This is a genomic window from Humidesulfovibrio sp. (assembly GCF_035560995.1).
Taxonomy (GTDB): domain Bacteria; phylum Desulfobacterota; class Desulfovibrionia; order Desulfovibrionales; family Desulfovibrionaceae; genus Humidesulfovibrio.
Genome location: NZ_DATMYK010000340.1, coordinates 1 through 6,422 on the forward strand (window position 1 = coordinate 1; position 6,422 = coordinate 6,422).

Here is a 6,422-nt window from a genome sequence, read left to right on the forward strand (position 1 = left end):
CACCTTATCCATGCAGAAGGGGATGAACTTCTGTCCGCCGAAGCCGGGATTCACGCTCATGATGAGCACCATGGACAGCTGCGGCAGCAGGTAGCGCACGGTGTCGAGGGGAGTGGCCGGATTGAGCGCCACCGCGGGCTTGCACCCGGCCTGGGCGATGGCCTGGCAGGTGCGCTCCAGGTGGTTGGTGGCCTCGGCGTGGACGCAGATGAGGTCGGCTCCGGCCTTGGCGAACTCGTCGATGTAGCGGCCCGGCTCGTCGATCATCAGGTGGCAGTCGAAGAACAGGTCGCTGGTTTTGCGCATGGCCGCGATGACCGGCGGGCCGAAGGTGATGTTCGGCACGAAATGTCCGTCCATGACGTCCAGGTGCGCCCATTTGATTCCGGCGGCCTTGAGCGCTGCCAGTTCGTCGGCCAGACGGGCGAAATCGGCGGAGAGAAGCGAAGGCGAAAGGATCATGTCGGACTCCTGGTTGCGTGCGGCCTGTTCGCCTGTCTACTCGGCGGCCTCGCCCATGGCGAAGTCCACCTTGATCTTGAAGAGCTTGCTGGCGGGCAGATTCATGATCTCCACCCCTGTCTTCTGCGTGATCTCGGCCAGGATGGCCTCCACGGCCTCGCTGGTGGGGGCGATGAGCGCAAACCAGACGTTGAACTTGTGGTCGCGCAGGTAGTTGTGCGTCACGCCCTGGTATTTGTTCACCTCGGCGATGAAGAGATCCAGCTTGTCCGTCGGCACCTCGGCCCCGCAGAGGGTGCTCTTCCAGCCCAGCTCGCGCGAGCCGAAGTTGGCCCCCATGCGGCGGATGACGCCCTCGGCCTTCAAGCGCCGCACCCGCGCCAGCACCTCGGCCTCGGTGAGGCCCACGGCCTCGCCCACAACGGCGTAGGGGCGCGGGTCAACGGGAAAGCTCGACTGGATGATGTCCAGGATCTGTTTGTCGTAGGCGTCCATGCTCTATGCTCCCTTATTCGCAGGCAGAAGGGTCAGTTCGTCGCCCGGACGGATGACGCCGCCCGTGAGCACCTTGGCGAAGAGGCCCTCCTTGGGCATGACGCAGGTGCCCACGGCGCGCATGATGGCGCAGCCGCTGTCGTGGCACTTCTTTCCGATCTGCGTGATCTCCAGCTCCACCGCCGCGCCAACGCGGAAGCGGCTGCCCACGGCCAGCCCCAGTTCGTTCAGGCCCTGCACGTTCAGGTTCTCGGCAAAGTCGCCGGGGGTGATGCTGGCCAGCTTCTCGCGCATGCGCATCAGGCTCTCCAGCGCCAGCAGGCTCACCTGGCGGCCGCTGCCCGCGTGGGCGTCGCCCTCAATGCCGAAGTCCTCGCGCAGGGTGACGGACTCCACGGGCTTCTTCTTCTCGCCCTTCCTGGTGCTGATGCACACGGAATGCACGACGGCCATGCGCGCCTCCTAGCCTTTGCTCTGTTCGGCCAGCTTGGCCAGCTTCACCGGCGTATGGGAGCACAGGGGCTCCTCGCGCAGGTAGCCGCCGCGCATGGTGGCCGCGCGCGCGCGGCAGCCGCCGCAGACCTTCTCGTACTCGCACACGCCGCACTTGCCCTCGTACACCTTGGGGTTGCGCAGGTTCAGGAACTGCTGGCTCCCGCGCCAGATCTCCGGGAAAGGCGTCTGGCGCACGTCGCCGCAGTGCAGGTCCAGGTAGCCGCAGGGCTGCACGATGCCGGAATGCGAGATGAAGCAGAAACCCACGCCGCCCAGGCAGCCGCGGCTCACGGCGTCGAGCCCGAAGGTCTCGAAGTTCACCGGCACGCCCTCCTCCTTGGCCCGCTGGCGCAGGATGCGGTGGTAGTGCGGAGCGCAGGTGGCCTTGAGCTGCATGCTGGTGGTCTTGCGGAAGTCGTAGAACCAGTTCAGCACTTCCTCGTATTCAAGGTCGCTGATGACCTGCGCGCCCAGTTCGGCCGCGCGGCCCGTGGGCACCAGGAGGAAGATGTGCCAAGCCGAGGCGCCGAGCTTCTCCGCCAGGTGGAAGATCTCCTTGAACTGGTGCAGGTTGTCCTTGGTCACCGTGGTGTTGATCTGGAACTCCATGCCCACGGACTTCAAATGCTCAATGCCCTGCATGGAGGCCGCGAAGGCACCTTTCACGCCGCGGAACTCGTCGTGGCCGGCCGCGTCGGGCGCGTCGATGGAGATGGAGCAGCGCTCGATGCCGCAATCCTTGATGCGCCTGGCGTTCTCGGCGGTCAAAAGCGTGCCGTTGGGCGCCATGACGCAGCGCAGACCCTTGCTCTTGGCATAGGGGATGAGCTCGAAGATGTCGTGGCGCATGAAGGGCTCGCCGCCGGTGAAGATGATGATGGGGCTGCCCGTGGCCGGGAAGGTGTCGATGAGGGCCTTGGCTTCCTCGGTAGACAGCTCGCCCTCGTAGGGCTCGGGGTGCGCCTCGGCCCGGCAGTGCTTGCAGGCCAGGTTGCAGGAGCGCGTGACCTCCCAGGCGATGAGGCGCAGGGGGGGCATGCCGTCCACGCCCTGGCCGATGGGCTGCTCGCCCGGATGCGTGCCCACGCTGCCCGGATGCCCGCCGCCGGGATGCCCAGCGGGTTTGCCGCCCGGATGCCCGCCCGGATGCCCGCCGGGATGACCGCCCATGTGACCTTTGGAATGCTCGCTCATGCTGTCGCCTACTTGTTGAGCCAGCCGAGGACGTCCTCGGCGTGGTACGTGAGGATGATGTCCGCGCCGGCGCGCTTGAAGGAGGTCATGGTCTCCATGACCATGCGCTCCTCGTCCACCCAGCCGTTCTGCGCCGCGGCCTTGACCATGCTGTACTCGCCGGAGACGTTGTACGCGGCGATGGGCGTGTCGAAGGTGTCGCGCAGCTGGCGGATGATGTCGAGATACGGCAGGCCGGGCTTGACCATGAGGATGTCCGCGCCCTCGTCCAGGTCGGCCGCCGCCTCGCGCAGGGCCTCGCGGCTGTTGGCCGGGTCCATCTGGTGGGTCTTGCGGTCGCCGAACTTGGGCGTGCTTTCCGCCGCCTCGCGGAAGGGGCCGTAAAAGGCCGAGGCGTACTTCACCGCATAGCTCATGATGGGCGTGCTGGTGAAGCCGTTGTCGTCCAGGGTCTGGCGCAGGGCCAGAATGCGGCCGTCCATCATGTCCGAGGGGGCGACCATGTCCGCGCCGGCGCGCACGTGGGACAGGGCTGACTTGGCCAGCAGGTCCAGGGTGGGGTCGTTCAGAATCTCCCCGCCCTTGTGCACAATGCCGCAATGGCCGTGGGAGGTGTACTCGCACAGGCACACGTCGGTGATGACCACGAGTTCCGGGAAGCGGTCCTTCAGGCGGCGCACGGCCTCCTGGACGATGCCCTCGTCGGCGTAGGCCTGGGTGGCCAGTTCGTCCTTCACCTTGGGGATGCCGAAGAGCAGCACGCTGGTGAGGCCGTTCTTGACCGCCGCAGCCACCTGTTTCTCCAATTCGCCAAGGGAGAGCTGGAACTGGCCGGGCATGGAGCCGATGGGCTTCTTGAAGTCCTGGTCGTCGGTCTCAACCACGAAATAGGGCATCACAAGGTCCGCCGGGCGGATCTCGTTCTCGCGCACCAGGGCGCGCACGCCGGGGCTCATGCGCAGGCGGCGGCCACGATAGAAGTCGGAATCGAGCATGGCGCTGTCTCCTCGTTGCAGAGCGGCGCAACTCCGCCGGGGAGCGCGCCGGTATGGAGGGCGGGGGCCCCCTGTGCGGAGGCCCCCGTTCGGTCTGGCTAGTCTTTCTTGATCTCTTCGTCCGTCAGGTAGCAGGCGGGGTCCTGGGCCCAGATGTCGCCGTAGTAGGCCTCGGCGCGGGCGCGGAAGTTGCCGCCGCAGATGTTCAGGAACTTGCAGGTGGCGCAGCGGCCGCCCACGTGGGGCTTCTTGTCCTTCAGCTTGTGCAGCAGCTCAATGTTCGGATCGTCCCAGATCTCGGAGAAGGGACGCTCCAGCACGTTGCCGAACACATGCTGACGCCAGAACTGGTCGGCGTGGACCTTGCCGTCCCAGGAGATGCAGCCGATGCCGCGTCCGGTGCTGTTGCCCTCGTTCATCTGCAACAGCTCCATGACCTCGGCCGCGCGCTTGGGGTCTTCCTTCAGCAGGCGGTAGTAAACCAGCGGGCCGTCGGCGTGGTTGTCCACGGTGAGGACTTCCTTGGGCCGGCCGGCGTCGAACAGGGCGCGGGTCTCGTCCATGATGAGGTTGACCACGGCGCGGGTCTCGGTGTGGTCCAGGTCCTCCTTGATGAGCTCCGAGCCGCGGCCGGAGTACACCAGGTGGTAGAAGCAGATGCGCGGCACATCAAGCTGGCGCACGATCTCGAAGACCTTGGGCACTTCGCCCTGGTTGCGCTTGTTGATGGTGAAGCGAAGGCCCACCTTGAGGCCCTCGGCCATGCAGTTCTCCACGCCCTGCAAGGCCTTCTTGAAAGAGCCGGGCACGGCGCGGAACTTGTCGTGGACTTCCTCGCCGCCGTCGATGGAAATGCCCACGTAGGACAGGCCGACCTGCTTCAGTTCGCGGGCCTTCTCCTTGGTGATGAGCGTGCCGTTGGTCGAGATGACCGCGCGCATGCCCTTGCTGGTGGCGTAGCTGGCCAGCTCGACCAGATCCTGGCGCACCAGCGGCTCGCCGCCGGAAAAGAGCATCACCGGAGCGCCGTAGGCGGCCAGATCGTCGATGAGGGTCTTGGCCTGGGCGGTATTGATGTCGTCGACCCCGTCGGGATCCACGGCCTTGGCATAGCAGTGCACGCACTTCAGGTTGCAGCGCTTGGTCATGTTCCAGACCACAACGGGCTTCTTGTCTTTCGAGAACTGCAGGAGGTGCGAGGGCAGCTTTCCGGACTCGCGGTTGTAGCGCAGGGCATCGGAAGCCTCGACGGCTCCGCAGTAAAGTTTGGATATGCCGATCATGAAAACCTCGTTCTTGAAAACGTTTGGTGTCGCGGAGCGGATTCGTACCACAAACGGGGCCGGGCGCAAAGCCGAAAAAAAGGGCGGCCGCAGCCGCCCTAGATAGGAACAATTCCTGTCGAAGTAAACCGCTATTTACCGCCCTGCCCGTCAAGGCTCACTTCCACGCGGCGGTTGCGCTGCTTGTTGGCTGCGCTGGTATTGGGCACCAGGGGTCGGCTCTTGCCGTAGCCCACGGTGCGTATGGTCCCGGGGTCCACTCCGCCCTTGCTGGTCAGGTAGGCCTTCACCGAGGCCGCACGGCGCTCGGAGAGCTTCTGGTTGTACTCGTCGGTGCCCACGATGTCGCAATGCCCGGCCAGCACCACCTTACGGCCGCGCAGGGAGTCGGACTTGAGGGCCTTGGCCAGTTCGTTCAGCAGGCCGAAGGACTCTTCCCGGATGCGGGCGGAGTCGAAATCGAACTCCACCTTGAGCTTCAGGCTGTTGTTCGCCCCCTCGCCGTTGGCCAGGCCCGCAGCCATGCCGCGCGCATCCATTGCGCCCTGGCCGAACTGCCCGCCAGCCCCATACCCGCCGCTGGCGAGGATATTGCGGGTCATGGCCTGGGAATTGTCGGCAAAGCCCAATTCCTCGTCGGTGGGTGGCAACCACGACTTGATGGGCACGGCCATGTCCCCGGCGATGGAGGCTATGGCCTCGGCGATGGGCGAATCGGACAGGCGCGTTTCGATGCTGAAGAGGATCCAGTCCTGTGTGCGCTTGGAATTCACGCGCGCGCTCTGGTCCATGGACAGGAGCAGATTGCCGCTCTTGGTCTCGTAGATGCGGATCTGCAGGGTGATGGCCGTGCTGTCCACACTGCCGCCGGTGATGAGATAGGGGATGATGCCCACGACCACGAGGTCGGCCCCGGCGCGGCGCGCCACACTGATGGCCTGCTCCGGCCCGCGGTAGACCAGCTGGGGGTCGTAGGCCAGAGTCTGGAACACGTCGAGTCCGGTCCAGGTCTGGTGGAACAGGCGTGCCAGCTCACGGCCCACAAGCATGTGGTTGTCCATCTTCTGGGCCACCCAGAAGGGATACATGAGCACCTGCGGCGAGTCGTACAGCCTGCTTTTTGGCCGCACGTTGATGGCCAGCCGGGATTTCTCCACCGGGGCGTCTCGGTAGACCTTGGTCTGCTGCGTCACGCCCGGCTCCAGGTTGGCGCAGGCGGCAAGGCCCAACAGGGTGAACAGGGCAAGAAATATGGCAAAGAGGCTTCGCTTCATGGGCAACTCTCGATGGTAAAAGGCAATTTCCCCGCGCGCGACAAAACCCCGACGCTGGCGCGGGCCCTGCCGGGCATGAAGCAAAATGCGTACCGCACCCCACGGCAAGCGCTGCGGGCGGCGCGGCGGCTATTGCAGAAGTCTCGTCGGGGCGGGCACCTGGCCCATGACGCGCAGCAGCTGCTCCCGCGACTGCACAAGGCCCTTGCGCAACTGCTGACGAC

The 6,422-nt window shown here is 65.5% G+C and carries 7 protein-coding genes; all 7 read right to left on the bottom strand.

Annotation, left to right across the window (positions count from 1 at the left end; genetic code table 11):
* On the bottom strand, nucleotides 1-462 hold a 462-nt coding region (gene rpe / locus VN419_RS13595), incomplete at its 3' end, for a ribulose-phosphate 3-epimerase (RefSeq protein ID WP_325647757.1).
* A 36-nt stretch (nucleotides 463-498) separates the two neighbouring features.
* Nucleotides 499-957 (bottom strand): AsnC family transcriptional regulator, encoded by a 459-nt coding sequence (locus VN419_RS13600; protein WP_325647758.1) that lies wholly within the window; start codon nucleotides 955-957, stop codon nucleotides 499-501.
* A gap of 3 nt (nucleotides 958-960) precedes the next feature.
* Nucleotides 961-1,410 carry an MOSC domain-containing protein gene (locus tag VN419_RS13605; protein ID WP_325647759.1) on the bottom strand — a complete coding sequence of 150 codons (450 nt, stop codon included), beginning with the start codon at nucleotides 1,408-1,410 and terminating at the stop codon, nucleotides 961-963.
* Nucleotides 1,411-1,419: 9 nt separating this feature from the next.
* On the bottom strand, nucleotides 1,420-2,646 hold the full coding sequence (gene ahbD / locus VN419_RS13610) for a heme b synthase (protein ID WP_325647760.1): 1,227 nt from the start codon (nucleotides 2,644-2,646) through the stop codon (nucleotides 1,420-1,422).
* A gap of 8 nt (nucleotides 2,647-2,654) precedes the next feature.
* Nucleotides 2,655-3,641, bottom strand: a complete 987-nt coding sequence (gene hemB, locus VN419_RS13615; protein WP_325647761.1) for a porphobilinogen synthase — start codon at nucleotides 3,639-3,641, stop codon at nucleotides 2,655-2,657.
* A gap of 98 nt (nucleotides 3,642-3,739) precedes the next feature.
* Nucleotides 3,740-4,924, bottom strand: a complete 1,185-nt coding sequence (gene ahbC / locus VN419_RS13620; protein WP_325647762.1) for a 12,18-didecarboxysiroheme deacetylase — start codon at nucleotides 4,922-4,924, stop codon at nucleotides 3,740-3,742.
* A 131-nt stretch (nucleotides 4,925-5,055) separates the two neighbouring features.
* Complete coding sequence (locus VN419_RS13625) at nucleotides 5,056-6,198, bottom strand: OmpA family protein (RefSeq protein ID WP_325647763.1); 1,143 nt, start codon at nucleotides 6,196-6,198, stop codon at nucleotides 5,056-5,058.
* Between the last annotated feature and the right edge of the window lie 224 nt (nucleotides 6,199-6,422).